This is a genomic window from Bacillus sp. FSL W8-0645, assembly GCF_038007905.1.
Lineage (GTDB): Bacteria > Bacillota > Bacilli > Bacillales > Bacillaceae > Bacillus > Bacillus pumilus.
The window spans coordinates 2939930-2965088 of the sequence record NZ_JBBOYC010000001.1 but is presented as its reverse complement, the minus strand read 5'-3'; the positions used below and the strand labels follow the sequence as shown (position 1 = coordinate 2965088).

The following is a 25159-nucleotide window of genomic DNA, read 5'->3' as shown; positions in this document are numbered from 1 at the left end:
AGTATGGCACAACAAGGAAGTCCGCAGCTTGTTTCATTAGTTGATCCATATGTTTATCAAACATTGCAGAAAGTGGTCGGTATGAGATTAATTGTGCAAACAGTGAAAGATACGGTCCGTGGGAAATTGAAGGAAGTCATGCCGGATCATATTGTGATAGAAGCGGGGGCCAAATCAGTTTTTTATGTGCGGATCCAGCAAATCGTGTCGGTGATGCCTGATCACAGTGAAAGAGTGTAACAAGCAGACGCATAGGTGTCTGCTTTTTTTCATGCTTATAGAATGTATATCTAGAAAAAGTGCATGATATACCAATTGTTCTTTTTTTTTCAAAAAATGAGGTTCTAAAAACAAGAAGCAGTTGACAGAAGGTGGGTTGAATAGTAGTTTTTTAATAAGATCAATATGTAACAGGAGGAGCATCTTTGTTAAAATCTAAAGTTCATTTTTGGACATTCCAAATATTACTTGTTTTACTCATTGTGTATGTATCAACAAAGGTTTCGTTTTTATTTCAGCCGATTATTTTATTTGCGTCAACACTGTTTGTCCCTATCTTGCTGGCAGGTATTCTCTTTTTCATTTTTAATCCAATTGTGCGATTCTTGTCCAAGAAGATTCCTAGGTCACTCGCCATCCTGATTATTTATCTCCTGTTCATCGGACTCATCACATTCATCGTCAATGCTGCCGGACCTGTCATTGTCACGCAGTTAGGCGGACTTGTCAAAAGCTTCCCTGGATATGTGACGGACATGCAGAAATTTATCAATGACTTTTCGCATTCTAAAACATTTACTTGGATGATGAGCCAAGATTATGTGTCTGTCTCAAAGTTTGAACAGACGGTCGTTTCGACATTAAAGGCATTACCGGAAAACATTGCTTCAAGCATGTCTGCGGTGTTTGGCGTGATTGCGAATATTGCCTTAGCCGTCATCACAGTTCCATTTATTTTATTTTATATGCTGAAAGACGGGCATAAGTTTCCGGACAAGCTCGTTCAGTTCTTACCAATGCCTTACCGCAAGGAAGGGCTCAAGATCTTCAAAGAATTAAACGACACGCTCGCAGCCTACATACAGGGGCAGATTATTGTCTGTTTGTTTGTCGGAGTCGCTTGTTTTATTGGATACTTATTAATTGGTGTGAAATATGCGCTTATTCTCGGTATTATCATTGCGGTCACAAATGTGATTCCATACCTTGGACCATATCTTGGAGCGGCACCAGCTGTGCTGATTGCCTTTCTTGATTCGCCTGGAAAAGCAGTGGTGACAGTGATTGTGATTCTTGTCGTGCAGCAAATTGACGGAAATGTCATTTCTCCATTGATCATTGGGAAACGCCTGAACACACATCCTTTGACCATTATCCTATTATTAATTGGGGCAGGAAGCTTTGGTGGCATCCTTGGCATGATCTTTGCGGTTCCTGTCTATGCACTGCTCAAAGCCATCACCCTGAATATTGTCAGATTGGTTCAGCTGCGTCAGCGGTCTCGTAAAGAACAGCATTTAAACGTCTAAGGCAGGGCAAATGCACAACTTTTCCCTTTCTGCATAAGATGATTGACATAAGCAGATAGGGGGAGATTCTGATGCCTGCCATCGTTGGACCTATTCATATCGAGTCATTAGGAGGAAACGGTGCAGCTACTTTCGGTGATGTACTGGCCATTGCCCCTTTAGCTGTAGACCACTCGACTGGCGGGGCGGGAGCCTTTAATGCCGGTGATTATATGTCTCTTACAAGTGATCCAAATGCGACGATGCTTTGGGACTTCACATTGTTTGGCCAGCCTCAATCATTTAATGCATAGAAAGACAGCTGGTGATCAAATATCAGCTGTCTTTTTTTATTTGTGATACACGTATTGTTGAGCTGGGCATATGATGTGGATAGAAAAGGTGGTGGAGCAATGCCAGCGATTGTTGGACCTATTCATATAGATCGTGTGTACGGAAATGGGGCGGCACATTTCGGTGATGTTTTTGCTATTTCACCAAAAAGTGTTGATCACTCCGCCGGTGGTTCAGGTACCTATAATGCAGGGGACCTCGTCCAATTTTTTAACAGTCCAAACGTCACATTTGTTTGGGATTCTAATCTTATTAGTCAGCAAAAAAGCTTCAATGCGTAGCCAGCTTTGAAAGGGAACTCCTTTTCAGAAGCTGTCTTTTTTTATGGTACAATGGATATGGATGTAAGAAGAAAAAAGAGGTGTGAACAGAGTCAAATGAAAATTAGAAAAGCACACATCACAAGCCGGCAACCAAAGACCTACAATGTATATTTACATGAAAATAAAAAAGAATATAAAACACTTGTTGCCGTACCTGATATTGAATGGAGTATCTCCATTGCGTACGAGGACGAAAAAGAGCAGCTGATCCATACGCTCGAGCAATCCTTAATGGAAAGAGCAGAAATAGACGAAGCCCGTGAACTTGCACTAAAGATTGTGCACTGGGTCACAGAAATGTAAATTTTAAAACCAGGAGTGAAAACAGCGATGAAAGAAGAATCCGTAGACTTTTATTTGCAGCAAGGGATATTTGGACATGCTGAAACAAAACCCGATGAACGAAGAATGTTTCTCGGTTCATTAAGAGAACGAGCGCTTCTTGCCCTGACAAAGGGACAGGTATCACGAAATAAACCGTATCAAGAGATCGAACAAATATTAAAGGTCAACCGTCAGGCCACTGTTCTTTTAAATGGTGAGTTGTCCTATGCTTCTTATTCTCAATATGTGAAAATGGCTAATGCCGCTGGATGTTCCTTTAAAGTGGTGAATCATCATGAGGCACATTCACCTTTTGGTCTTGTGATAGAGCTGCCGAATGCGGTCAATCAAGAGCACATCTATATAGAAGATGAGCTGTTTCAAAAGGCTTTTGCTCACGAATCTGTTGAATAGGTTTCCCTAGTGAAATGAATAAGCTATAATGAGTCAAAAGAGCATATGGGAGAGATGCGGATGGGCAAAGCATTGATTTGTATTGATTATACCGTTGATTTTGTTGCAGACGATGGAAAATTGACATGCGGAAAGCCTGGACAGGCGATTGAGCCTAAGATCACAGAGATCACTTCTTCTTTTATTGATGAAGGGCACTTTGTCGTCTTTGCAGTCGATCATCATGAGGAGCAAGACCCTTATCATCCAGAGACAAAGTTATTTCCGCCCCATAATATTCGCGGGACAAAGGGAATTGAACTTTATGGCAAACTAAGTTCACTATTTCACACGTCAAAGCATTTAAAACATGTCTACTATATGGAAAAAACAAGATACTCTGCTTTTGCAGGCACTCAATTAGAAATGAAACTGCGCGAGCGTGGCATCACTGAACTTCATTTAGCCGGCGTATGTACCGATATTTGTGTACTTCATACAGCTGTTGATGCGTACAATAAAGGCTTTGAACTTGTGATTCACGAGAATGCTGTAGCGAGTTTTAATGAAGCGGGGCACGAGTGGGCACTTTCTCACTTTGAGCAGTCGCTTGGTGCGAAAGTGGTTAAGTAAGGGAAGGAGAATGGAAGTTGGAGCATCGGTTTATTGACGACAGTTTATCACTACATACAGACCTTTATCAAATTAACATGGCAGAAACGTATTGGAGAGACGGCATTCATGAGAAGAAGGCAGTGTTTGAACTCTTCTTCAGAAAGCTTCCATTTGACAATGGCTTCGCTGTATTTGCTGGTTTAGAGAAAGCGATTGAATATTTATCGGACTTCTCCTTCACCGAAAGTGATCTAGCGTATTTAAAAGACGAACTCGGTTATAAAAGCGATTTCATTGATTATTTAAGCGGGTTGTCCTTTACAGGCTCCCTTCATTCAATGCGGGAAGGCGAAATTGTCTTTGCAAATGAACCGATTATGCGCATCGAGGCAACGCTAGTAGAAGCGCAGCTAATCGAAACCGCCTTGCTGAATATTGTGAACTTCCAGACGCTGATTGCAACAAAGGCAGCTCGGATTAAAGGAATCATTGAAGACGAGACAGCACTAGAATTTGGAACAAGACGTGCACATGAAATGGATGCAGCAATGTGGGGAGCAAGAGCGGCACTCATCGGCGGCTTTCAGGCGACAAGTAATGTTCGTGCTGGGAAACGCTTCAACATCCCAGTGTCAGGAACACATGCTCACGCACTTGTACAAGCATACCGTGATGAATATACGGCATTTAAAAAATACGCTGAAACCCATACAGACTGTGTCTTTTTAGTCGATACGTATGATACCGTGAGATCAGGTATTCCGAATGCCATTAAGGTAGCGAAAGAATTCGGAGACAAGATCAACTTTATTGGTGTCAGACTTGATAGTGGTGACCTTGCCTACTTGTCTAAAAAAGCTAGAACGATGCTGGATGAAGCTGGATTCCATGACGCAAAAATCATTGCATCAAGTGATCTCGATGAACATACCATCATGAATTTAAAAGCACAGGGTGCCAAAATTGATGTGTGGGGTGTTGGAACAAAACTGATCACAGCATTTGATCAGCCAGCTCTCGGTGCAGTGTATAAGCTTGTGTCCATTGAAGAGAATGGTAAGATGAATGACACCATCAAAATTTCATCCAACCCAGAGAAAGTGACAACACCAGGACGTAAACGTGTGTACCGCATTATCAACCAATTGAATCATCACTCAGAGGGTGACTACATTGCGCTCGAAGAGGAAGATGTTCATAGTGAGGATAAGCTGAAAATGTTCCACCCTGTGCACACATTTATCAGCAAATTTGTCACAAACTTTGTGGCGAAGGATCTACATGTCCCGATTTTTGAACAAGGAAAACTTGTATATGACAATCCGGATATTCAAACGATTCAAGCCTATGTGCAGGAGAGCCTCGGACTTTTCTGGGAGGAATATAAACGAATCAGCAAACCAGAAGAATATCCAGTCGATTTGAGTCAAAAATGCTGGGATAACAAGATGCAGTTTATCCATGACGTGAAAAATAAAATTAAACTAGAGCTTTATGAAAGCTAATGTTGGAAGAAAAGGAGATCATCAAGCCGGGTGATCTCTTTTTTTTATTTTTTGACCGGTTCAAATTGAACCATAAGCGCAATCATTTGGTATACTGAAAGCACATCTTGTTTGTCATTGCATAAAGGAGGATTGGAGCAGTTGAGGGTGTTTGTTGCGAGACAGCCTATTTTTAACAGAAAAGAACAAGTCGTATCATATGAGCTACTTTATAGAGATAGTGAAACCAATACATATAGCGCTGAAGATGGTGACCAAGCGACAACGGACCTCATTATTAACAGTTTTTTAAATATCGGCATCGAAACATTGACAGAAGGCAAAAGATGCTACATTAATTTCACCGAAAGCTTACTTTCGTCTGATCTGCTCACCTATTTTGATCCGCATCAGCTTGTGATCGAGATATTAGAAAATGTCCCGATTACCCCAGCACTTATTATGAGATGTAAGGAATTAAAAAAATGGGGATATACGATTGCACTTGATGATTTTTTTCTAAGCGGATCACATTTCAGTGACAAGTTGCTTGACGAACTCCTCTATTGCATTGATATTTTAAAAATTGACTTTCTAAAGACCACATCGGAAGAACGTAGAAAAATTCTACATACCTATAAAAAATATCGACTTCGTTTCCTTGCAGAAAAGGTGGAAACGCGAAGAGAATATGAAGAAGCGCTAGAAGCCGGCTTCCATTTGTTTCAAGGGTATTTCTTTAGTGAGCCGCATGTTATATCAGGACGATCATTATCGACCAGCTTCCATGCGTACCACCAGCTATTAAATGAGCTGAGCAAGGAACAGCCGAATATCCAGGTCGTGACACATTTTATTGAAAGTGACCTTTCGCTATCATACCAATTATTAAAAATGCTCAATTCAGGCGGCATGAGACGTCTTTATCAAATCAAAAGTATCCGGCAGGCGATTATTCTGCTCGGGTTTAATGAAATTAGGCGCTGGATCTTTATTCTTTCATTTAAAGAATTGAATGTTCAAGCCAACTCAAGCCAAAAAGAAATTATTAAAATGTCCTTCATTCGGGCGAAAACGTGTGAACTGATTGCGAGTCGTACCGAACGAGAGCACCCTGCCTCTTATATGCTGACAGGCATGTTTTCTCTCATTGATACACTTGTCAGGGCGGATATCACAGAACTTGTGAAAGAGCTACCGCTTTCTGATGAAGTGGGCGAGGCACTGCTTGGCTATGAAAATGATTATTCATTTGTACTCGGTGTAGCCAAACGGATTGAACGAAATGAATGGGATGATGAGATGTTAGATGGGAATCTCCCGAAGCAAGAAGCCTACGGATGTTATATAGAAGCCATTGAATGGTGTCATAAAATGTTTGAATCTTAAAAGCCGCCCACGTCAGAGCGGCTTTTTTTGTTATGCCCACTGCAAAAGAAGAAACAGTCTGCTAGAGGCGAGAGACAAGTAGATACGAATGCCTTCTGGACTAAAGCGGATGTCAATACCACTTTTCACACCGATTTGTTTCAGCATTCTGATGACACTTGTCGAATCAGAGCGCTCAGCAGCCTCCATGATCCGCTGTGCAAACGAAAGCGAGCTGGAAATTTGCTGTGTAATAAGTGAAGCATCAGCAACAAGTCGGGCTGATTCCTTTGCGGCTCGTTGAAACGAGTGGGCATCTACTGGAGGAAAAGTCATAGGCGTGCGCGGATATACACGGCTCATTGCGGGACCCTGCAAAGCAGGATAAGGAACATAGTAAAACACATCGTCACCTCTTCTCTCATTGACGTGAAATTGGACGGATATCTGTTCTAAATGTATGTAGAAAATCAGAATAAAGAATCAAAATGATCTTTCTATCTTTATAAATCCAACATAAAAATAGGTACTTTTGCGGTCAATTTCGGTGAATGTCGCCAAAAAATTGCGGTGTCCACAATGGGGTCTGTCGTCTGACCTATAACACGCAAAACCGAGGTTACAGAAGGGATCGTATGTTCTATTGTGAGAGAAGTGTGACGAATGATGCTTATTCTTGTCGCAAAAATGACGCAGTTCCTTTGAAATTAAGATAAAAGTATGATTTGAAAAGTCAGAAAATGATGAAAAAAGACCTATTGAATTTTGCGGTATCACGCACACATTTTGTGCATACTTTTCGGTGAAAAAATACTCAATTACATTTACACTGTTAGTAACAGATCAAATACTTATGACCCAATCACCATACACAAATACATTGATCTTCCAAAAAAGGAGAGTGGAATCGATGGAAAAGTATGAAATCGAAGAACTTAAACAACTATTATGGAAACTTGAAAACGAAATTAGAGAAACAACTGCTTCTCTTCATAACATTAACAAAAGCATTGATCAATACGACAAATATGAATATGTGAAAATTTCTTAAAGACTTGATAATCATCAAGTCTTTTTTTTATCCAAATACATACAAAAAAAGGATATATTATTATATAATTGTTAAATAGTGATGTCAGTGGACATTTGCTCATGTCTTTTTAGTAAAATAAAAGGCGGAAGGGTGAGGGACAAGACCGAGTATGCTAAACTATCTAGAGAATACAAAAATCAAGCAGAATATGTCTGATTTTATTCAACATGCAGTCAGGCAGAAAGATTTACAACAACTGCTTCTAGAATTTACAGATATAAAGAATGAATTTCCCTTTGGGCAATTGGCTTACAAGCATTATGAGGCATTTGGCGGACAAGACAAGCAAGCGATTACACAATTGGCAGCAGGGATTGAACTTCTCATCTTATCAGCCGATATATTAGATGATATCGAAGATCAGGATAAAGATTCGTATCCTTGGATGAACGTCGACCAAGGAGTGGCCATTAATGCTTCTACGTATTTGTATACGCTGAGTACCCAATTCATCATATCTATAGGTGAAAATAATTCTCAACTAATTGAGAAACTGTTCCAACTCATCAAATGGTCAATGGAAGGACAGCATGAGGATTTGCGTCATATGCATGGAACAGAAGAAGAGTGTGTAAAGGTTTTAAGGAAAAAATCAGGATCATTAACAGCTCTTGCTAGTGTACTGGGTGTTTATTTAGCGACAGGAAAAATCAACTCAACTGTGGAATCATATTCCATATGTTATGGTGTTGCTGAACAGATCAGTAACGATTTTTTTGCGTTATTTTCAAAAACAAACGGAGACTTTCTTAAAAAACAAACACTGGCATTTAGCTATTTACAAAGAGGCTTTAACGATGCTAGTCAAGAGCTTCTTACGTTCTTTTCTAGCTGTCTAGATGAGTCAGAACAAAAGTCATTTCAACTGAAGCAGAAATTACTTGAAGCAGGTTTGACTCAGTACATGGTATCAATGAGAGAGATTATGCTGTTAAAAATGAGGCAAGGGATTGACCAACTTGACTTACCTAAAACAAAGAGGGAACAATTGTATGCATTTATGACAAAGGAGGGCAATGATTGAACATTCAAAATATCATTGCATATCTAATAAAAAATCCTAGTGTTGTGAATGAGTTGCACTTAGGTAATGCAAATTTAATTCATACAGATGAGAAAACAGCCAAAGCAATTATTCAGGGAATAAACAAAGGACAAATGTCTAAAGAATACAAGTGGTATTATTAAGTCGAATATTAAAAATAGCGTTTAATGCTCTTCAATTAAGGATGTTTTGCACATGAAGTTTACTTACACAAAACTATCTGCTTTCCTTGTATTCCTCTCTTTTTTATTTGTGATTTATATTTCATATATTTACGTGTTTGATATTTTTAATGGAGCACGGGTGGCTAAGAACAATGAGGGACAAGTAGAAGTTGTTAATGTTGAATACCTATCTTTAGCATATTCATCAGGTTTAAAAGAAGGAGATATTATCCTTAAAATAAATAGTGAATCTGTTTCTAACACAGATCATATGATCAACGGTAAGCTAAGAAACGTGCAGAGAATTGATATTCAAAGAGACAACCAAATCATAACACTAAAAAATAAGACTTTAATAGGTCAAGAAAGTTTATTTGTTTATTTAATCCCTCTTGTTCTGTATACAATTTGTTTATTTTGTATCTTCTTTATCATTAGAATTAACAGAAAACCGCAAAGGAAATCAGCATTTCTTTTAGTTTTATTCTTATTATCTATTTGTATCGGGTATCTTAGTGCAGGTACTTCAGGAATTGGTGATAGATTTAGTCATTATGTTGTCGTATTTTGTTTATCAGGTGTATTCATCTTTTATATTCACTTTATTTATCAATATTTCAAAGAATTTGATGTGTTATTAACGACTGAAAAAGTGATACGTTTTGTGTATCTTCTTCCAATAATTAATTTGGTAATTGATGCTTCTGTTCCATTTGAATCTGCATTGAAAAAATACACATCAAGTCTAAATCTTATATTCTTTTTTGTTTCGATATTTATAGCATTTTATCTAATAATAAAAGGAATGAGAAATTATAAAGGTACAGAACACGGGTCTGTTTTAAAGTTTTTTGTTATTATCAATCTTTTATCATTCTGTCCATTTATTTTCTTATTTGCAGTACCATATATTTTATTTGATATTTATGTAGTTGACCCATTTTTCCTGACATCTTTTGTGTTACTTATACCTTTTTCACTAGTGTATCAATTTATGACAAATAAACTTTATAATATGGACTTTTTAATTAGTAGACTTCGATATTATGGATTTTTAGCAATTACACCTACTATTTTTGTAGTGGTTACATTTTACATCCTACAAAAACCAGAAAACTTGAATTACACACTCAAACAAGCATTAATCACTTATGCGCTCATGCTTGCTGTCTTTTATTTTAAAGAAATTCTAGATTTCCGCTTCCGGCTGAAACGTTTTTCAGAGAAGCATAATTATCAGGACAGTGTGTTTAAATTTACTCAGCTCATTCGTGAGGCGTCATCACTTCACCAAGTGTTATATCACTTGAAATACACCATTTTAGAAGTGCTGGTTGTTAATAAAGCCTTTGTGCTTGAAGTGAAGCCAGATGGGCAGATTGAAGAGATTGATGAATCTTCAGGTGATAGCAATCTATGGAAAGAGTATGTGGATCAATTTCAAGATATTTTAGGGGAAGTCGGGAAAATCATTGAGCTTGATAAAGGGTTCATGATGAAAATTGGCGAGCGGGGCGGTCACTCCTTTGTGATTTGCTGTTTATCCAATTTACAGACACCAAAATTGACACGTGATGAGATTTCTTGGTTGAAAACATTGGCGTTTTACACAAGTGTCAGTTTAGAAAATGTCGTCAAGATCGAAGAATTGATGGAGCATCTTGAAGATTTGAAGCAGCGTGAAGCGAACCCTGCCTGGCTGAAAAAAGTCATGTTTGCAATGGAAGAAAAACAGCGCTCCGATTTAGCGAGGGATCTCCATGATTCCGTGCTACAGGATTTGATATCGCTGAAAAGACAGTCAGAGATGTTTTTAACGAATTTCCAAAACGATCAATGTCCAACCTCAATTGAACAATCACTTATCTCTTGGAATGAGCAAATGTCTAAGGTGATTCAAACGACGAGAGAAACATGTCATGAACTTCGGCCGCAGCTACTGTATGATTTAGGTCTAGTGAAGGCGATATCGAAGCTGACTTCTCAAATTCAGGAGGAAGCACCGTTTCATATTCGGCTGAATACGACACGCTTTGATAAGGAGATGGACATTGATTCCCAGCTGAATATTTACCGGATTGTTCAAGAACTGTTATCCAATGCATTGAAACACTCTCAAGCGACCCAAGTGCTGGTGATGCTGATTTGTATTAAAGATCAGGTTGTTCTTCACTACGAGGATGATGGAGTAGGCTTTGACGCAAGCCATCTTGATCAGCACACCATGAGCATGGGCCTCTCTGGGATCAGAGAACGAGTCAAGGCGTTAAATGGGAAGCTTCATATTCATACAGCACCTGAAAAAGGGCTCAAGGTGAAAATTGAAATGGAATTGTAACGATTTATTAAGGAATAAGACTTGGCATCTGCCAAGTCTTTTATATAAAATGGAAGTGAGTGATTTAAAGGGAGGAAGACATGAAGAAGATATTGGTCATTGATGATCATCCGGCTGTCATGGAAGGGACAAAAAGCATATTAGAATCAGATCAGCAGCTATCAGTCGATTGTTTAAGTCCTGATGCAGAAGCCGCCTTTTTAAAGACGCATGACTTTTCCATCTATGATGTGATTTTGATGGATTTAAATCTCGGGGATATCAATGGAATGGACATTGCGAAACAAATTCTAGAAACCAACCAACAAGTGAAAATCATCATTTATACAGGATATGAAGTAGATGATTATTTTGAAGAGGCCATTCGGGCTGGATTGCACGGTGCAATTAGTAAAACAGAGACAAAAGACAAAATTATTGAATACATACACCGCACATTGCAAGGAGAAGTTGTCATTCAGCTATCCTATTTAAAGAAATTAATTTCACAGCAGCAAGAAAAGCCAGAACAGGCGCAGCAGACCGATCACGAGCTGTTAACAGAGCGAGAGTGTTTGATCCTCAGAGAAGTGGAAAAAGGATACACGAACCAAGAGATTGCCGATGTGCTGCATTTGAGCAAACGCTCGATTGAATACAGCTTGACGTCCATCTTTAATAAGCTGAATGTTGGCTCTCGAACCGAAGCGGTGTTAATTGCAAAATCTGAAAGTGTGCTGTAAACGTGTGAAGGGAGAGAACCCTAATGGAAGTGAATGGATCAAATACACTACTTGAGGCACTGGGGATTGAGATTGTAGAGTGTAATGAGTCTCGATGCGTAGCAACAATGCCAGTCGATCACAGAACAAAACAGCCATTTGGACTGCTGCACGGAGGAGCTTCTGCTGCTCTAGCAGAAACAGTGGCAAGCATGGGAGCTGCGGCTCATTTAGACTTAACTCAGCAAGTTTGCTCAGGGATTGAAATCAATGCCAATCACTTAAAATCTGTACGTGATGGAGTAGTGACAGCGACGGCTGTTCCTGTACATGTTGGGCGCCGTACAATGGTATTTCAAATTGATATTAAAGATGATCGAGACCGGCACATCTGTACGTCAAGATGCACACTTGCTGTCATTGATCGCATATAAAAAAGCTCCCGGTGCAGCGGAAGCTTTTTTAGGTTGGATTGATTCATAAAAAGAAGATCCTCGCATGTGAGGATCTTCTTTCGGTTTATAAGTACGAGTCTTCTTTGCGTTTAATCACGAAGTTACGAAAACCGCCATAATCATCCTGTACACTTCGTTTGTCCATCTTGACCCCAGTATTGTAGGCGGCTCTTCCGATCAAGTGTGCGCCGACTGGAGCTGTTAAAAAGATAAAGACAATCCCAAGTAGGATCTTCGCAGAAATAATGCCTGCAAGAAACCATTCGTGAAAGAACACCCCAACTAATATGAGGACAACACCAAGTGTCGATGCTTTTGATGCAGCATGCATACGTGTATAAACATCCGGCAGGCGAAGAACGCCAATGGCTGAAATGAGACAAAGGATGGCGCCAAGCAGGATAAAGAAAATGACAATAGCTTTAGCGATGACGATCATTTTCAATCACTTCCCCTTTCTCAAGGAATTTGGAAAAAGCGACAGTGCCGATAAAGGCAAGGATACCGAGCAGTAAAATAATTTCAAAGAACGTTGTCGTTTTCAGCAAAATTGAAACGATAGCTGTCATCCCAATTAAATTGATTCCTATCGCATCAAGCGCACTTACACGATCAGGAATAGAGGGACCTTTGATAACCCGTATCACAAAAAGTAAGGTGGACAGTGCAAGAATGCCAAGTGAAATTTGTAATATGAGCTCCATTACTTACCGCTCACCTCCTGAATCGCTTTTTCAAATGAAACCCGGATATCGTGAATGGCTTTTTCTGCATCTTCAATATCCATCGCATGAATGTATAAAATGGAACGATCATCAGAAATATCAATGACGAGTGTACCTGGTGTTAATGTAATCATATTAGCCAGTATGGTGATTTCCCAATCCGTTTTCAAGTCTGTACGAAAGGCGAAAATACCGGGCTTAATGGTGAGCTTTGGAGATAATACGGTCTTTAATACACTTAAATTGGCAAGAAGCAGCTCTCGAATAAATATCATGACGAGCTTAAAAATCGCAAACAGGGCATAGCCGTAAAAACGTTGCGGGAAAAACCGCCGAAACATAAAAATGGCGACCATCCCTAGTACAAAGCCTGATACAAAGTCTGCGGCTCTGTATGTATCATTCATAAACATCCATGTAAAGGCGAGGAGAGCGTTTAATAATATTTGAAAGGCCATGTTCATCTACTCCTTCAGCACAGCTTGAATATATTTTTCTGGTGTTGAGAGCATTTCCGCTGCTTGATTGATATATGGGGCAATGAACTCTGTCCCTAACCCAATGGCAAGCGACAAGATCACAAGCAGTACGCCAGGGTACACCATTCCTTTAATCGACGGTTTCCTTCTTCGCATATCTTGTTCCTCGCCCCAAAATGCGAGCATGAAGATCCTCATAATCGAATACAGGACAAGCAGGCTGGACAGTAAGACAAGGATAGAAAAGGTCATGTGTCCAGCAGAAAAGCCGCCTTCTACAATCTTTAGCTTTCCAACAAACCCACTCAGAGGCGGGATTCCTGCTAGGGATAAAGCCGATATGAAAAACATCCACCCTAGTAAAGGCTGAGATTGAATCAGTCCACCCATCTTTTTCAAGTGATTGGTGCCAGCATACACAAAGAGTGCACCTGCCAGCATAAATAAAGCGCCTTTAATCACCATGTCATGAATGAGATAATAAATGGCCCCTTGGAGTGAGGCAGGTGTATTGGCTGCAATCCCAAACAAAATGACCCCAACGGCTGTGACAATGTTATAGATGACGATCTTTTGCACATCAGAATAGGCAATAGAGCCAATCACACCGAATATCACCGTAAGTGCGGCAAACCAAGCCATGAGTGTATGTGTAAACCCTGTATCATGTATAAAAATTAACGTAAAAACTCTGGCAATCGCATATAAGCCAACCTTTGTCAGTAGTGCACCAAATAGAGCAGAAATCGCCGCTGGCGGTGCATGATATGATCCTGGCAGCCAGAAATAAAGCGGGAAGATCCCAGCTTTTAAGCCAAATACAATGAGGAACAGAATAGAAATGACAGTGATTAATCCTGTTTGCCCTGATTCAGCTATTTTCACGCTTAAATCAGCCATATTCAAAGTGCCCGTGACTGCATATAAACAAGCGACACCGACGATAAATAAAGCCGATGAGATGATATTAAACACAATGTATTTGAGTGATTCTCGAAGCTGCGGTTTTGATCCGCCCAGTACAATGAGCATGTATGATGCCATCAGCAGCAGTTCAAAGAATACAAACAGGTTGAAAATATCGCCTGTTAAAAAGGCCCCACTTACGCCAGCTAACAAAAATTGCACGCCAGAGTAATAGAACAGCCGCTCCTTTTCCTTCCCAATCGTTTGAAAGGAGAAAAGAACTGTCACTAGCCCAACGACGGAAGCGGTGAGCACAAGGAGCGCAGCAAACTGATCGGCCACAAGGGCAATCCCAAATGGTGCTTCCCAGCCTCCTAAATAGAGGGTTTGAATGCCATTAGTAAAGATGGTTTGGACTAAATACACATTACAGACAATGGCTAAGAGTGAAGCAAACACACTAAAGCCTCTCGACAGCATGATGTTCTTATTCATAAAGATCAATAGTGTAGCAGCTAATAATGGAATTAAAATTGGCAGGATCACGAGATTATTCATGCTGATCATTTCCTCTCATTTGATCCATGTCATCTGTTCGCAGCTCTTGGAAGGCACGGAAGGCCATGACAAGTAAAAAGGATGTCACACCAAAAGCAATGACAATGGCTGTTAAAATTAATGCTTGTGGTAATGGATCTACATAGGATGTGAGCCCCTCTTTTAAAATAGGTGGAGCTCCTTTTTTTAAGCCGCCCATTGTTAAAAGAAGCAAATGGACGCCGTGACTTAAAACAGCAGTACCGACGATGACCCGTAGAAGGCTTTTTGAAAGCATTAAATAGGTCGCCGCCATAAAAATAATACCGACGATAATAGACATTAGAAATTCCATTATTCCTTCTCTCCAATCGTTTGAATAATGGTCATGGTGACACCGACAACAACTAAATATACACCGATATCAAACAGTACGGCTGTCGCCAGTTCTGTTTTCCCTAAAAACGGCAGTTGAAAATAATCAAATGCATGGGATAGAAAAGGTGCACCGAATAGAAATGATCCCATCCCCGTCAGGATCGCGACGAGCAGCCCGGTCGCTGCAACATAGATAAAGTTGAACGGCAGAATGCGTCTAACTGTCTTCAGATCGTAGGCTAAGAGCAGAAGGACGACAGCACTGGCACTCATTAATCCGCCAATAAATCCTCCGCCTGGATTATTATGTCCCGCAAGAAACAGGTGAAGGGAGAAGAGCAGGATGATGAATGCAGTGATTTTGGTTGTGACTTGTAAAAGCATATCATTCGTATCAATTTTCCTCATCGCCGCACACCTCTCTTCCGTTTTCCTTGTGCCTGTGCCTTTAATAATCCATAAATACCAAGTGCCGCAATCGCCAGCACGGTAATTTCAAACAGTGTATCAAAGCCCCTGAAATCTACAAGAATGACATTGACAATGTTGTCGCCGCCAGCAAGTTTATAGCTGTTTTCAATAAAGTAAGTTGAAATGGACTCAAGTGACTGCTGACTTGTGGAAGCAAAAGCAAGACAAGTGACAGTGAGACCAACACCTATTGAAATGATCAAATTGGTTAATTTGAATTTTCTCGTTTTTTGCTTCAAGCTCAGCTTCGGCAAATGATAGAAGCAAAGCAAAAACAGTGCGACAGAAATCGTTTCAATAATCAGTTGTGTCAGGGCAAGGTCAGGTGCTCTGAAAATCACGAAGAATAATGACAGCGTGTATCCCATGACACCTAGAGCAATAATGGCAGTTAAGCGTGAGCGGGCGAATACAGTCGTGACCGTCGCCGCCACCATCACAAGTGAAAGAATGGCTTCATACGTGCCAATTGGCGCAGCTTTTTCTGTTTCAAATGAGAAAGCTTGCTGATAGAACATCACGCTGCCAAGTACGATAATCATGAACCCAAACACATAGACAAGGTAATCACGAAGGAAACCGGTCATATAGCTGTTTGTTAGGCGATAGGAGCCTTTTTCTAAGCCTATCAGTGAACGGTCATATAAGGAGTTAAATGACCATTTCTTCTTGAAAATATGATATATCGGACGCCATTTTGACAACGTCAAATATCCGATAATTCCTAAAGCTACAACACCCATTGTCATATAGAGCTCTGGCTTAAAGCCGTGCCATGCTTCAATTTTGACAACAAAGCGTTTTCCTGGATCAATCGCATCAGGAATAATGGCTGCAATTGCAGGTTCAATGACAGAATAAGCTAGAATATTTGGGAAGAAGAAAAAGGTGACCACAAGTGCAGCAAGGATAATTGGCGGGATGAGCATACCAATTGGTGCTTCATGCGGCTTTTTCTCTAATTGATCTAACTGAAGATTGCCTCTAAATGTTTTAAAGAGAAGCATCATACTGTAAATGAACGTAAAGACACTAGCGAGCCAAGCAATTGCTGGGAAAATAGCGCCCCATGTTGAAATATCTGTAAAGCTGATTTTAGAAATGCGCAGCATACTTGTGAAAAACAGCTCTTTACTTAAGAAACCGTTAAATGGCGGTAGTCCAGCCATTGAAAATGTACCGATTAACGTAATCGTAAAGGTAATCGGCATGATGGTCATTAAACCACCTAATTTCCGAATGTCACGAGTACCTGTTTCGTGATCGATAATACCTGCTGCCATAAAGAGACTGCCTTTAAACGTAGCATGGTTAATAAGGTGAAAAATAGCAGCAAGAACGGCTGCACCAAAAAAGGCAGGATTGTTTTCATGAATCGCAGCTGCACCGACGCCAAGCATAAGCATAATCATCCCGAGCTGACTAACTGTCGAGTAGGCCAGAATGGCTTTCAAATCATTTTGCCGGACGGCGTGGAATGATCCCCAAAATAATGTGATAAGTCCGACAATGGAAATGGTCCAGAACCATACCTCTGATATAGCAAAGATTGGACTGAAGCGGGCTACAAGGTAGATACCGGCTTTTACCATTGTGGCAGAATGCAGATAACTGCTCACAGGGGTAGGTGCTTCCATTGCATCAGGCAGCCAGATATAGAATGGGAACTGCGCTGATTTTGTAAAGGCACCTAGTAAGATCAGGATCATGGCAGGGATAAAGTAAGGTGATGCCATAATGAGCTGAAGCTGATTGACTGCTTCACGAATACTGAATGAATCAGTGATCAGGTAGATGAGGATGAAGCCACCAAGCATAGCTAATCCGCCAAAAACAGTAATAAGCAGTGATTTGGTTGCACCATATCTAGAGCGCTCCCGCTTATACCAATACCCAATTAAGAGGAAGGAAGAAATACTCGTTAGCTCCCAAAACAAGTACAGAACCACCATATTGTCAGAGAGAACCACACCAAGCATAGCGGTCATAAACATTAACAAATACGTATAGAAAGAGCCAAGCTGTTCTTTTTCTTTTGATAAGTAGAAAATACTGTACAAGACCACAAGTGCGCCAATACCTGTAATTAATAATGCAAATAACAGGCTAAGGCCATCGACATATACAGTAAAATTCATCCCTAAAGATGGAATCCATTCAGCTTGTGAGAAAAGCGTTCGTCCATTCGAGGTAATGTGTAACATTTGGACAAAATAGCTAAATAATAGAATAGGCAAGATAAGAACAAACCACCCTGTATGTATACGCTTTACGTATTTAAAAAGAAAAGGCACAACAAACGCAAGCAAAAAAGGTGATAGGATGGCGAAGTGAATAAGCTGCAAGAATATAAACCTCCTTCAATCAATATAAATTCACGTTCTAAAGAACTGGTAAATAAAATTATAGCGTAAATACAGACATAGTGCATTGGTTTGAACTGAATTACGGCAAATTGTATTTGTTTTGAGTTCTTTTGACCACAAAAAATATTTTATCAAAAATAAAACTCGTTGTATATTGTTTTGTATTTCGTACATGCTTTTCTTAAAGGAGCTGATTACATGAAACTAAAAGCGGGCATCAGCTTAAGCATATTCTGCACGATTTTAGGAGGAGCATTCTTCATAGAACGAAATGATCAAAAAAGGTGGCAGGCGGAAAGTGAATGGCCGTTGTTTTCAGAACATCTTCTCTATATGACCTATCAAGAAGCAAGACAATATCCATTCCAGCCAAGAGAATATATACGAGTAGTTTCTGCTGAAGAATAAACCTTTATAGGAGAAAAGAAATATAAAAAAGCATGTGCCCGTGATAGAGCCCATGCTTTTTATTGTTTGATTAAGTAAACATTCTAAGTAAGATTGTTGCGCAGATCACAGTTGCTGCTCCGCCAAGACGTGTAGATACTTGTGCGAAAGGCATGAGACCCATTCTTCCAGAAGCTGAAAGGATCGCAACGTCACCAGTACCGCCAAGTCCGCTGTGACAGCCTGTCACAATCGCAGATTCTACTGGGTACATGTTCATCAATTTCCCAACGAAGTAACCAGAACCCACCATTCCAAGAACGACAGCGATACATACACAAACGAATGGAATAGAAATCACTGTTGCTACATCATCAAGTGGAATGTATAGAATCCCTAGACCGACCATAAGTGGCCATGTAAAGCTTCTTGATACAAACTTGTAGAACTGCTGTGAGCCATCTTGCAGATGCTGAGGCATCACGTTTAAGTATTTGATTAAAGCGGCAAGGACAATCATTAAGATTGGACCAGGAATATGAACAAAGCTTTCTAACAAACCACCAAAAATGAATGTTGTACAAGCAACGAGTACACCAGCACCCATTAACCCAAAATCAACTTTTGGATCCATATCAGGCTGTTCAAAAATTTCATTTGCCTCTTTAGACTTTACAAGACGACCATTCCCGTTTAGTTCAGGACGTTTTTCACCAAGCTTCTTCATTGCGCCAGCACAGATAATGGCAATGACGTTCCCAATGACGGCAGCAGGAATTAATTGAGAGATTAATGACTCTGCTGATACACCAAGAATTTGTGAATAAGCAATAGATAATGGCAAAATCCCTTCTCCAACACCACCGGCAATAATCGGAACAATAATAAAGAAGAACGAATGATGCGGTGTGTAACCAACTAAAAGACCAACAAGAATTCCGGCAGTCACAGCTGCAATTGTACCTGCAACAAGAGGAACAAACATACGAATAAGGCCTTGTACTAAAACAGTTCGCTGCATCCCAAGAATACTACCTACTACAAGAGCAGAAATATAGAAGTAAAGGAAGTTCGACGTCTTCATAAGAGACGTAACCGCTTCCAACGAGTTCGGATTCAGAACATGAAAAAAGACCAGGAACGATGGTACGAATAGAGAAAGAATCGCCGGTCCACCAATATCTTTTAATATCGGAATACGTTGTCCTATATCTCCAAGGAAAATCCCCAAAATCATAATAACAGCGAAACCACCAAGCATATTTGCTGGAATTTTATTAAAATAAGCGGCAGTTAAAATAATCGCTGCAAGTACTAAATACACAGGTAAGTCAATAACACCAATTTTCCAAGACATGATCTTACGGAAAACGCTTTTATTATTGTCAGAATCGTCTGTAATCGATTTCAATTGTTGTGTATTAGCCACATAAACACCCCCAAATGCTATTTGTCTCAATTGTAGAAGATTCTGTGACACTCATCTATTTATTAAACTAAATTAAGTGTAATAAAAGTAAAATAAACAGGAGTTTTTATGTTTTTATCATACAAAAATCCCCTGAAGGTAGTTTATCCTTCAGGGGATTGATCATACATCGTTATTATCGTTTTCCTTTTAAATAAGGTGTTCCAAGTGCTTTCGGTGCATCTGCTCGCCCGATGAAGCCAGTGAGTGCTAGGATGGTCAGCACATATGGTGCAATGAGCATATACACGTTCGGTATATCTTGGAATAGCGGCAGGAGAGAGCCAATAATGCTTAAACTTTGAGCAAATCCAAAGAATAAAGCAGCGCCCATTGCGCCGAATGGGTGCCATTTACCGAAGACAAGTGCAGCTAGTGCGATGAAGCCTTGTCCAGTAATGGTCGCATGTGAGAAATCAAGAGCGATGGTTGACGCATAAACAGCTCCGCCAAGACCACCAAACAGTCCACTAATAAAGACACCAATATAGCGCATCCGGTACACTTTGATTCCCATTGTATCAGCAGCCATTGGATGTTCTCCGACTGCACGAAGACGAAGACCAAACGGCATTTTAAATAAAACAAACCAAGCTACAACCGCAAGCGCTAATGCGAGTATGGACGTATAATAAACATCTTTAAAGAAGATATCGCCAATTATCGGAATGTCACTTAAAAGGGGAATATCCCCTTTATAGAAAGGCTCTGTAATTTTATCTGTTTGAGCTTTCCCGTAAATGAGTTTCACGACAAACAGCGTAGCGCCAAGTGCCAGCATGTTAATGGCAACACCACTGACCGTTTGATCTGCACGGAATGTAATGGTCGCAACTGCATGAATCAGAGAGAACAATCCGCCAATCGCCATTCCGACGAGGAGCCCAAGCCACGGGGTCAAGGCGCCAAATGTATCAGCAAAAAACAAGTTAAAGATAATACTGGAAAATGCTCCGACGACCATCAAACCTTCAAGACCGATATTCACAACACCTGATCTTTCTGAAAAGACGCCTCCAAGAGCGGTTAAAATAAGTGGTGCAGCATAGACAAGTGTTGCTGGGACGATGATTTCAAGAATTTGCAGAAATCCCACTTATTTTCCCCCCTTTTTCTTCATTTGGTTCATCACAAGACGGATAATATAGCTTGAGGCAACGAACAGAATAATGATCGCAATGACAATATCAACGACCTCAGTCGGTACGCCAGATTCAAGTGGCATATTTAAAGCGCCGACCTTCAATCCACCAAGCAGCAATGCAGCAAGAACAACACCAACAGCAGTATTTCCACCTAATAAAGCGACGGCGATTCCGTCAAAACCTACACCGGTAAACGAGCCTTTAATTGAAGCATATTCAAATGTACCAAGACCTTCCATTGCGCCTGCAAGACCTGCAAAAGCACCTGAAATGAGCATCGCATAAATGATATTGCGGCGAACGTTCATACCGGCATAATGGGATGCCTGCTGGTTCATTCCAACAGCCCGCAATTCAAAGCCTTTAGAGGTTTTTTGAATAATGACCCACATCACGACCGCAGCTATAATGGCAACAAAAATACCATTATGCATCCGGGAGAAATCGGTGATTTGTTCAAAGAAACCAGAGCGAAGCGAGGCAGTGGCATCGATTTTTTCTGTTTTATCTTTATTATTTGTTAAGACATTTGAAATCAAATAGTTCGTCACATGAAGGGCAATGTAGTTCATCATGATCGTGACAATCACTTCATGAACATAAAAACGAGCCTTTAAAAACCCAGGAATAAAGCCCCATAATGCACCAGCAGCTGCTGCGGTGATGAGTGCAAGTGGCAGATGGATGTACATAGGTGCATGGACAGTTGTACCGATCCATACAGCAGCTACCCAGCCAATCAGCATTTGACCTTCTACACCGATATTAAAGAGACCTGTCCGAAATGCAAAAGCAACAGCAAGCCCTGATAAAATGTAAGGTGTCACTTGTCTGATGGTTTCTCCCATATAATAGGTTTCACCGAAGACGCCATTCCAAAGGGCGCCATAGCCTTCGATGACACTATAACCGCTTGCCAGCATAATAATGGCCCCAACAAAAAGACCAAGTACAATGGCTATAAGCGGAATCAGCAGATTTGTTAAGCGATTAGACATTTGCTTCTTTCCCCACTTCCTGTTGCGTACTTCCAGCCATTAATAGACCAAGCTCTTGCTCTGTTGTTTCTTTTGGATCAACGATGGCAATAATGCTGCCTTCGAATATAACAGCAATCTTATCACTGACATTCATAATTTCATCAAGCTCAAATGAGATGAGGAGGACGGCTTTGCCTGTGTCCCTTTGCTCAATGAGGCGCTTATGAACAAATTCAATCGCACCAACATCAAGTCCACGTGTCGGCTGAGCGGCAATTAATAAATCGGGATTGCGGTCAACTTCACGGCCAATAATGGCTTTTTGCTGATTCCCGCCTGACAGGGCGCGTGCCTCTGTATATTCACTCGGTGTTCTTACGTCATACTCGGCAATGATTTGCTTTGCCTTTTGGTATATATTTTTCATATTCATCAAGCCGAATTTTGAGTATGGACGCTGGTAATACGTTTGTAACGAAATATTTTCTCCTATTGTAAAATCAAGCACTAGTCCGTGTTTATGACGGTCTTGAGGAATGTGTCCAATTCCAGATTCGGTCACCTTACGAGGCGGAAGATTTTGAATGGCTTTCCCGTTTAGCATGATCGTGCCAGCCTCTGATTTTTTTAGACCGGTAATGGCTTCAATTAATTCAGATTGACCATTGCCATCGACTCCAGCAATACCGACAATTTCTCCAGCCTTTACTGAGAGGTTGAGATGTTTGACCGCTTCAATTCCTCGTGCGTCCTTTACCGTAAGATCCTGAATTTGAAGTACTTCCTCAGCAGGAGAGGCGTCTTTTTTGTCTGTCTTAAATGAAACTTCACGACCGACCATCAGGCTTGCAAGCTCATCTTTGTTTGTGCTTTCCACATCAAGTGTACGAATGCCTTGGCCTTTTCGGATAATGGTGACGCGGTGACATGCATCCATAATTTCTTTCAGTTTATGGGTAATTAAAATAATGGATTTGCCTTCATTGATTAAGTTTTTCATAATTTGTATGAGTTCTTTAATTTCTTGAGGTGTTAATACGGCTGTTGGTTCGTCGAAGATCAAAATATCAGCGCCGCGGTAAAGAGTTTTTAAAATTTCTGCACGCTGCTGCATGCCGACAGAGATGTCAGATACTTTTGCGGCAGGGTCTATTTTTAAACCATAGCGGTCAGAAAGCTCTTGTACTTGCTGTATGGCTTGTTCTTTGTCGATCTTTCCAAATTTCTTGGGCTCTTTTCCTAAAATGATGTTTTCAGCGACGGTGAAGGTATCGACAAGCATAAAGTGCTGATGCACCATACCGATGCCTAAAGCACTTGCATCATTCGGGCTAGAGATGGTCACAGGTTTTCCGTGAACCTTGATTTCACCTTTTTCAGGCTGGTACAGTCCGAAAAGCACGTTCATGAGCGTTGATTTTCCAGCGCCGTTTTCACCAAGCAGCGCATGAATTTCGCCCTTTTTTAGCTGCAGCGTAATGTTATCGTTTGCTACAATGCCAGGGAATTCTTTGCGTATATTCAACATTTCAATGACATAATCCACAGGTTTAACCGCTCCTTTTTTAGGGTGCTGATGAAGATAAAAACTAGCAAAAGAAAAGCTGCAAAACGAGGCTGTAGCTTTTCTTTTACCACCTTTTACGAATAAAGAGGAGGTAAAGGAGGAACAAGGGGATAAGACGCGCTTATCCCGATGCTCAAATTAAGCTTTAAAATCTTTTAGTTCATCACGTGTTGCAGGGATTTTAATTTCGCCCTTGATGATTTTTTGTTTCCATTCTTCTACTTTCTTCAATACATCTTTATTAAGATTGTCCTGAGATGGAGAAATGTCTAGAGCGCCTTCTTTCAGACCATATGTGATCACTTCGCCGCCAGGGAACTTACCTTCTTTAGCTTTCGTTGTTAAGTCTTGTACCGCTTTGTCTACTTTCTTAACCATAGAAGTAAGGGTGACACTTTGTTTTGTTCCAGGTACTTTTCCTTCGTCATACTGGTCTTTATCTACACCGATAACCCAAACTTTACGGTTAGGATCCGCTTTTTTCAGGTTTTTCGCTTCTGTGAAGACACCAGTTCCAGTGCCGCCAGCAGCATGATAAATGATGTCGACGCCGGATTTGTACATGCTTTCAGCTGTTGCTTTCCCGATGTCTGCCTTATCGAATGCACCAGCATATTTCACTTCAACTTTCGCTTTCGGGTTAGCTGCTTCAACGCCTGCACGGAAACCAACTTCGAATTTTCTGACTAATTCAGAATCAACGCCGCCGACAAAACCAATTTTGTTTGATTTTGTAGAAAGAGCAGCCGCAACACCCACAAGGAATGATCCTTCATTTTCGTTGAACACAATGCTGGCTACGTTGTCTTTTTTCACGACAGCATCAACGATGGCAAAGTGGTTTTTCTTACGCTGATCTGCAATTTCACTAATAGAATCTTGCATTAAGAAACCAATTCCGTAAATCAGGTCGAATTTCTCACGAGCAAGTGTGTTTAAGTTTGTTGTATAGTCAGCGTCTGATTTAGATTGTAAGTAATCAAAGCCGTTTTTACCTTTTTTTAGATTGTTGTCTTTTCCAAATGCTTGTAAACCTTCCCAAGCTGATTGGTTAAACGATTTGTCATCGACACCACCGACATCAGTTACCATGGCAACAGTGAATTGATCTTTATCTTTTTTGCTTTCACCGCTGTTTGAGCCAGAGTTGCCGCATGCTCCAAGGATGGTTCCTGCTGCTACGACTAAGGACAATGCTAGTCCAATTTTGCGCTTCTTCAAAACATAACCCCCTATAAAATTTAAAAGTTTCAGAAAAGTCTCGCGAAAAAAGACCGACCTACCTCTTCTCACCCTTCTGAATAGGGTATTTTATCCTGCTTTCTTCTGAAACTTATGGAGGGCAGGAGAGAAGATGTAAGACATCAGACTTATATCTCGTTGAACTAATCAATCATAATTTATCATTTCCAATCGAATAAATAAATAGAAATTTGTTTTATTTTTAAAAAAATGTTAAAAGGCTAAATTCGATGTCTTTTTACGTGCTGAAATATGATATAATGCCGCTTTTGTGATGTGATCTACTACAGTGGAACCGCTGATATCAAGGGGTTTGTCACATCGTGTTCCATAAAAAAACATC

At 40.4% G+C, this 25159-nt stretch carries 29 protein-coding genes; 16 read left to right on the top strand and 13 right to left on the bottom strand.

The features are described 5' to 3' along the window. Positions 1-3: 3 nt before the first annotated feature. From NST39_RS15375 to NST39_RS15335, 9 genes are all read left to right on the top strand, one after another. Entirely contained in the window at positions 4-240 is a 237-nt protein-coding gene (locus tag NST39_RS15375) for a YuzF family protein (RefSeq protein WP_003213721.1), read from the top strand. Between the two features lie 185 nt (positions 241-425). Beyond that, positions 426-1529, top strand: coding sequence for an AI-2E family transporter (locus tag NST39_RS15370; protein ID WP_003213254.1), 1104 nt, complete (start codon positions 426-428; stop codon positions 1527-1529). 71 nt (positions 1530-1600) lie between these two features. Continuing rightward, complete coding sequence (locus NST39_RS15365) at positions 1601-1822, top strand: spore germination protein (protein ID WP_106029262.1); 222 nt, start codon at positions 1601-1603, stop codon at positions 1820-1822. A gap of 99 nt (positions 1823-1921) precedes the next feature. Further along, on the top strand, positions 1922-2143 hold the full coding sequence (locus tag NST39_RS15360) for a spore germination protein (protein ID WP_050944046.1): 222 nt from the start codon (positions 1922-1924) through the stop codon (positions 2141-2143). Between the two features lie 96 nt (positions 2144-2239). Beyond that, positions 2240-2488 (top strand): YueH family protein, encoded by a 249-nt coding sequence (locus tag NST39_RS15355; protein WP_341029108.1) that lies wholly within the window; start codon positions 2240-2242, stop codon positions 2486-2488. Positions 2489-2515: 27 nt separating this feature from the next. After that, positions 2516-2923: a YueI family protein gene (locus NST39_RS15350; RefSeq protein ID WP_341029107.1), complete on the top strand. Its 408-nt coding sequence runs from the start codon at positions 2516-2518 to the stop codon at positions 2921-2923. Positions 2924-2983: 60 nt separating this feature from the next. Continuing rightward, positions 2984-3535, top strand: coding sequence for a cysteine hydrolase family protein (locus NST39_RS15345; protein WP_012011112.1), 552 nt, complete (start codon positions 2984-2986; stop codon positions 3533-3535). A gap of 17 nt (positions 3536-3552) precedes the next feature. Continuing rightward, on the top strand, positions 3553-5022 hold the full coding sequence (locus NST39_RS15340; protein ID WP_058013789.1) for a nicotinate phosphoribosyltransferase: 1470 nt from the start codon (positions 3553-3555) through the stop codon (positions 5020-5022). 141 nt (positions 5023-5163) lie between these two features. Then, positions 5164-6390 (top strand): EAL and HDOD domain-containing protein, encoded by a 1227-nt coding sequence (locus tag NST39_RS15335; protein WP_341029105.1) that lies wholly within the window; start codon positions 5164-5166, stop codon positions 6388-6390. Between the two features lie 30 nt (positions 6391-6420). Here the strand turns inward: NST39_RS15335 and NST39_RS15330 are convergent, their stop codons facing one another. Continuing rightward, entirely contained in the window at positions 6421-6774 is a 354-nt protein-coding gene (locus NST39_RS15330; RefSeq protein ID WP_341029104.1) for an inner spore coat protein, read from the bottom strand. Positions 6775-7279: 505 nt separating this feature from the next. Here NST39_RS15330 and degQ point away from each other — a divergent pair. The 6 genes from degQ (at position 7280) to NST39_RS15300 (ending at position 12144) form a co-directional block, all read left to right on the top strand. Continuing rightward, positions 7280-7420, top strand: a complete 141-nt coding sequence (degQ, locus tag NST39_RS15325; RefSeq protein WP_003213123.1) for a degradation enzyme regulation protein DegQ — start codon at positions 7280-7282, stop codon at positions 7418-7420. Positions 7421-7571: 151 nt separating this feature from the next. Continuing rightward, positions 7572-8486, top strand: coding sequence for a polyprenyl synthetase family protein (locus NST39_RS15320; RefSeq protein ID WP_341029103.1), 915 nt, complete (start codon positions 7572-7574; stop codon positions 8484-8486). Next, entirely contained in the window at positions 8483-8650 is a 168-nt protein-coding gene (gene comX, locus NST39_RS15315) for a competence pheromone ComX (protein WP_341029102.1), read from the top strand. The genes NST39_RS15320 and comX overlap by 4 nt, the downstream gene beginning before the upstream one ends. 52 nt (positions 8651-8702) lie before the next feature. After that, on the top strand, positions 8703-11009 hold the full coding sequence (locus NST39_RS15310; protein ID WP_341029101.1) for an ATP-binding protein: 2307 nt from the start codon (positions 8703-8705) through the stop codon (positions 11007-11009). A gap of 80 nt (positions 11010-11089) precedes the next feature. Then, positions 11090-11731 carry a response regulator transcription factor gene (locus NST39_RS15305; RefSeq protein ID WP_058013793.1) on the top strand — a complete coding sequence of 214 codons (642 nt, stop codon included), beginning with the start codon at positions 11090-11092 and terminating at the stop codon, positions 11729-11731. A gap of 23 nt (positions 11732-11754) precedes the next feature. Continuing rightward, on the top strand, positions 11755-12144 hold the full coding sequence (locus tag NST39_RS15300; protein WP_106066313.1) for a hotdog fold thioesterase: 390 nt from the start codon (positions 11755-11757) through the stop codon (positions 12142-12144). An 85-nt stretch (positions 12145-12229) separates the two neighbouring features. Here NST39_RS15300 and mnhG read toward each other — a convergent pair whose 3' ends face one another. From mnhG to NST39_RS15265, 7 genes are read right to left on the bottom strand one after another with little or no spacing between them, the layout of a single operon-like run. Continuing rightward, entirely contained in the window at positions 12230-12604 is a 375-nt protein-coding gene (gene mnhG / locus NST39_RS15295) for a monovalent cation/H(+) antiporter subunit G (protein ID WP_003213369.1), read from the bottom strand. Beyond that, positions 12588-12869, bottom strand: coding sequence for a Na(+)/H(+) antiporter subunit F1 (locus NST39_RS15290; RefSeq protein WP_113768029.1), 282 nt, complete (start codon positions 12867-12869; stop codon positions 12588-12590). The genes mnhG and NST39_RS15290 overlap by 17 nt, the downstream gene beginning before the upstream one ends. Further along, positions 12869-13348, bottom strand: a complete 480-nt coding sequence (locus NST39_RS15285; RefSeq protein ID WP_341029098.1) for a Na+/H+ antiporter subunit E — start codon at positions 13346-13348, stop codon at positions 12869-12871. The genes NST39_RS15290 and NST39_RS15285 overlap by 1 nt, the downstream gene beginning before the upstream one ends. A gap of 6 nt (positions 13349-13354) precedes the next feature. Further along, positions 13355-14833, bottom strand: a complete 1479-nt coding sequence (locus tag NST39_RS15280; protein WP_113768028.1) for a Na+/H+ antiporter subunit D — start codon at positions 14831-14833, stop codon at positions 13355-13357. Continuing rightward, positions 14826-15167 carry a Na(+)/H(+) antiporter subunit C gene (locus NST39_RS15275; RefSeq protein ID WP_003213576.1) on the bottom strand — a complete coding sequence of 114 codons (342 nt, stop codon included), beginning with the start codon at positions 15165-15167 and terminating at the stop codon, positions 14826-14828. Before NST39_RS15275 ends, NST39_RS15280 begins: the two co-directional genes overlap by 8 nt. Further along, positions 15167-15598 (bottom strand): Na(+)/H(+) antiporter subunit B, encoded by a 432-nt coding sequence (locus NST39_RS15270; protein WP_034620105.1) that lies wholly within the window; start codon positions 15596-15598, stop codon positions 15167-15169. Before NST39_RS15270 ends, NST39_RS15275 begins: the two co-directional genes overlap by 1 nt. Beyond that, entirely contained in the window at positions 15595-18006 is a 2412-nt protein-coding gene (locus NST39_RS15265; protein ID WP_341029096.1) for a Na+/H+ antiporter subunit A, read from the bottom strand. Before NST39_RS15265 ends, NST39_RS15270 begins: the two co-directional genes overlap by 4 nt. A 219-nt stretch (positions 18007-18225) precedes the next feature. Here NST39_RS15265 and NST39_RS15260 point away from each other — a divergent pair, with 219 nt between their 5' ends. After that, positions 18226-18435: a hypothetical protein gene (locus NST39_RS15260; RefSeq protein WP_012011099.1), complete on the top strand. Its 210-nt coding sequence runs from the start codon at positions 18226-18228 to the stop codon at positions 18433-18435. A 70-nt stretch (positions 18436-18505) separates the two neighbouring features. On the opposite strand, the gene NST39_RS15255 is transcribed toward NST39_RS15260, so the two are convergent. The 5 genes from NST39_RS15255 to NST39_RS15235 all read right to left on the bottom strand — a co-directional run bounded on the left by NST39_RS15255 (position 18506) and on the right by NST39_RS15235 (position 24795). Continuing rightward, a complete protein-coding gene (locus NST39_RS15255) occupies positions 18506-19843 on the bottom strand; it encodes a 2-hydroxycarboxylate transporter family protein (RefSeq protein WP_003213451.1) in 1338 nt (445 codons plus the stop codon). Between the two features lie 175 nt (positions 19844-20018). After that, complete coding sequence (locus NST39_RS15250) at positions 20019-20978, bottom strand: ABC transporter permease (RefSeq protein WP_003213713.1); 960 nt, start codon at positions 20976-20978, stop codon at positions 20019-20021. After that, positions 20979-22025 (bottom strand): ABC transporter permease, encoded by a 1047-nt coding sequence (locus NST39_RS15245; protein ID WP_003212654.1) that lies wholly within the window; start codon positions 22023-22025, stop codon positions 20979-20981. It lies immediately after the preceding gene. After that, complete coding sequence (locus NST39_RS15240) at positions 22018-23553, bottom strand: ABC transporter ATP-binding protein (RefSeq protein ID WP_341029095.1); 1536 nt, start codon at positions 23551-23553, stop codon at positions 22018-22020. Before NST39_RS15240 ends, NST39_RS15245 begins: the two co-directional genes overlap by 8 nt. Before the next feature lie 159 nt (positions 23554-23712). After that, a complete protein-coding gene (locus NST39_RS15235) occupies positions 23713-24795 on the bottom strand; it encodes a BMP family lipoprotein (RefSeq protein ID WP_044140813.1) in 1083 nt (360 codons plus the stop codon). Positions 24796-25159: the final 364 nt, after the last annotated feature.